Annotated in this window: 3 protein-coding genes and 1 tRNA gene; 1 reads left to right on the top strand and 3 read right to left on the bottom strand. The window is 45.3% G+C overall.

All coding sequences use genetic code 11. From position 1 onward, the window contains the following. Positions 1–78 precede the first annotated feature (78 nt). The 3 genes from rluF to BCT11_RS03450 all read right to left on the bottom strand — a co-directional run bounded on the left by rluF (position 79) and on the right by BCT11_RS03450 (position 2,152). Positions 79–1,194 (bottom strand): 23S rRNA pseudouridine(2604) synthase RluF, encoded by a 1,116-nt coding sequence (gene rluF / locus BCT11_RS03460; protein ID WP_102387138.1) that lies wholly within the window; start codon positions 1,192–1,194, stop codon positions 79–81. Between the two features lie 103 nt (positions 1,195–1,297). Beyond that, positions 1,298–1,879, bottom strand: coding sequence for a DNA endonuclease SmrA (gene smrA / locus BCT11_RS03455; protein ID WP_039977112.1), 582 nt, complete (start codon positions 1,877–1,879; stop codon positions 1,298–1,300). A 132-nt stretch (positions 1,880–2,011) separates the two neighbouring features. Continuing rightward, positions 2,012–2,152, bottom strand: a complete 141-nt coding sequence (locus BCT11_RS03450; RefSeq protein ID WP_020198127.1) for a DUF3149 domain-containing protein — start codon at positions 2,150–2,152, stop codon at positions 2,012–2,014. 260 nt (positions 2,153–2,412) lie between these two features. On the opposite strand from BCT11_RS03450, the gene BCT11_RS03445 reads away from it, so the two are divergent. Then, positions 2,413–2,489, top strand: a tRNA-Pro gene (locus BCT11_RS03445). The last annotated feature ends 161 nt before the right edge of the window (positions 2,490–2,650 follow it).

Genomic DNA, 2,650 nt, shown 5'->3' with positions numbered 1-2,650 from the left:
CCTTATTTAGGACGGTACAAGACAAGCAAAAAGGACGCTCATGAGCGTCCTTTTTTGATCTTACCATTCAGTGAAGCGTTATTTCTTCAGACTCAATGTGCCACCAGAACGTTTTGCAGGTTTGCTTGGTTTAGCGGCATTTGGGTTCATGTAATGCTGCTTAGGTTTACTCGGTGATTGAGGCTTTTCAGTTTTACCATATTCACCTTGAGGCTTAGTGCGTTCATTTTGTGGCTTTGCGTTGTAATGCTCTTTTGTTGGGCGTGCTTTTTCATCATCACGTTGACGACGCTGTTGGCCTTTTTTCGAATTCGGTGCATGACGAAATTCATCAGCATTGTTACCACGGAAAGTTCGTGTCTTCTGGTTACGACGAGCAGTAGAGTCTTGGTTTTCTTCACGGCTATCAAACAGCTTTGCGTCGGTCGCTTTACGAATATTACGCCCTCTAGAGTCTGTTTTTGATGCTTCTTCCGTACCCACTGAGCCTTCACACATTGCTAGGATCTCTGCCATTTCGTCGTCACTTAGGTAACGCCACTTACCATTAGGAATACCATCAAGTGAGATGTTCATAATGCGTACGCGACGCAGTTTGAAAACTTCGTAGCCTAGCGCTTCACACATACGACGGATTTGACGGTTCAAACCTTGTGTTAACACGATACGGAAAGAGAATTTGGTCTCTTTCTCTACTTTACAAGGCAGAGTCACCGTATCAAGGATCTTCACACCGCTCGACATCTGCTTAAGGAATTCGCCGGTGATAGGTTTGTCGACACGCACCACGTATTCTTTTTCGTGGTTGTTGCCTGCACGCAAAATCTTGTTCACGATGTCGCCATCGTTTGTTAGGAAGATCAAACCATCTGAAGGTTTGTCCAGACGACCAATTGGGAAGATACGCTTTTTATGACCGATGAAATCAACGATGTTACCAAGGATATCACGCTCAGTGGTGCAAGTGATACCGGTTGGCTTGTTCAAGGCAATGTAAATTGGCTTTTCTTTTGCCGCAACGGGGTTGCCATCGACGCAAACATCATCACCAGGTAGCACTTTTGTGCCCATCTCTGGTTGTTGACCATTAATGGTGACGCGGCCTTGCTCGATAAGGCGGTCTGCTTCACGGCGCGAGCAGAAGCCCGTTTCGCTGATGTATTTGTTTAAGCGTTTTGTGTTGTCTTGTGACATGTCGTCTCCTAACGTTTCACAACGGCGGTTAATTGAAGTGCCTTACTGCTAGATAAAGCAGCAAGACGAGATAAGGTCGGGCATTTTAGCACCGGGAGAGCGCTTAGCCTAACCGTTTTTGATGACGTTCTCGCGTCTCAAGCTTCTTCTCGGGGCTCTTTCTTAATAGAACGTACACAGCACCGCTGCCACCGTGAAATCGTTGCGCACTGTGTACACACTGCACTTCGCGGATTTGCTGCAACCAACTGCTGACAAAACTTTTCATTAAGGCTGGTGGATTAGAACGCTCACCACGGCCATGAACTATCACCACGGTACGAATGTCCATTTGAATGCATTGCTTGAGGAATTTTACGACTTCATCACGCGCTTCTTTCAACGTCTTACGGTGTAAATCAAGACGAGCTTGTATCGGGTACTTGCCCAAACGTAGCTTACGATAGACACCGTCTTGTACGCCATCACGTTTGAACTCGATAAAGTCATCTGGTTTCAGCATTTCTGCATGGTCAATCGACAAGTATTCAGGATCGTCTTCAGTTAACCAAATTGCTGCCTCGCGTTTAGCAAGGTGTGCATCGGTAACTTGGTGAACCTTTTTGTGTTCGGCGGTGTCATTGCTGATTGGCTTTACATCGCCCATCATCTGTTGGAACAGATCAAAATCGTCATCGTGAGACATAACGGCAATCTCATAAAGAACAGGATAAGTAGAGACAATTATATCAAGGACGTGTGTGAAAAGATCAAATAAAAAACCGGAGCAGGCAGGTTACCAACTCCGGTGCAAAGCGTTTCTAGAGCTAAGCGAGATCTAGTGAGGAGATTTGTCGTTCATGATCTTGTAAATGAAGAAACCGCTGAAAAACAACATCAGTCCAATTGTCCCAAAGATTACTATCATTGACGATAGTCCCACCGCATTACCAAATAGGAGTTCAAGCCAAAAGTCCATGTGTTTCCTCCAAGATAGTTCCGACATGGACCAAACTAATAGGTGGTGCTTTTTTGCACACTGATCTGGATCAATTATGTTGCCAAGGTTAATAGTCTGTATTTTATTGTGGGTTCTTAGTCACATTTCACGTGCTAGTGTTCAGTAATTCATCAAACGAATTAAGACATTAGGTTTTTTCGCAAAAAGCACTTGCGTCTCTCAAAAGAATCCGTAATATACGCATCCGTTGACGGGGATAAGTCCTCAGTTAAACATCTCGGTGAATAGCGCAGCTTGGTAGCGCATCTGGTTTGGGACCAGAGGGTCGGGGGTTCGAATCCCTCTTCACCGACCATATTGAGAAAAAGGCTCTACAGAAATGTAGAGCCTTTTTCGTATTTGGTGATATTTGTTTGGGACCTGCGGGTCGGGGGCTGGAATGCCAGTCCAATCGAATCCCTACTTCACCGACCACTTTCAGAAAGCCTGCTCAATGAGCCTGTCTCTTGATCACAA

The organism is Vibrio sp. 10N.222.52.B12 (assembly GCF_002875385.1).
Taxonomy (GTDB): Bacteria; Pseudomonadota; Gammaproteobacteria; order Enterobacterales; family Vibrionaceae; genus Vibrio; species Vibrio jasicida.
The sequence above is the reverse complement of the archived record's forward strand: the minus strand, read 5'-3'. Positions and strand labels throughout refer to the sequence as shown.

Coding starts and splice junctions, on each gene's coding strand:
- smrA (WP_039977112.1), bottom strand. CDS start 1,879: ATGTCTCACGATGACGATTTTGATCTGTTCCAACAGATGATGGGCGAT.
- rluF (WP_102387138.1), bottom strand. CDS start 1,194: ATGTCACAAGACAACACAAAACGCTTAAACAAATACATCAGCGAAACG.
- BCT11_RS03450 (WP_020198127.1), bottom strand. CDS start 2,152: ATGGACTTTTGGCTTGAACTCCTATTTGGTAATGCGGTGGGACTATCG.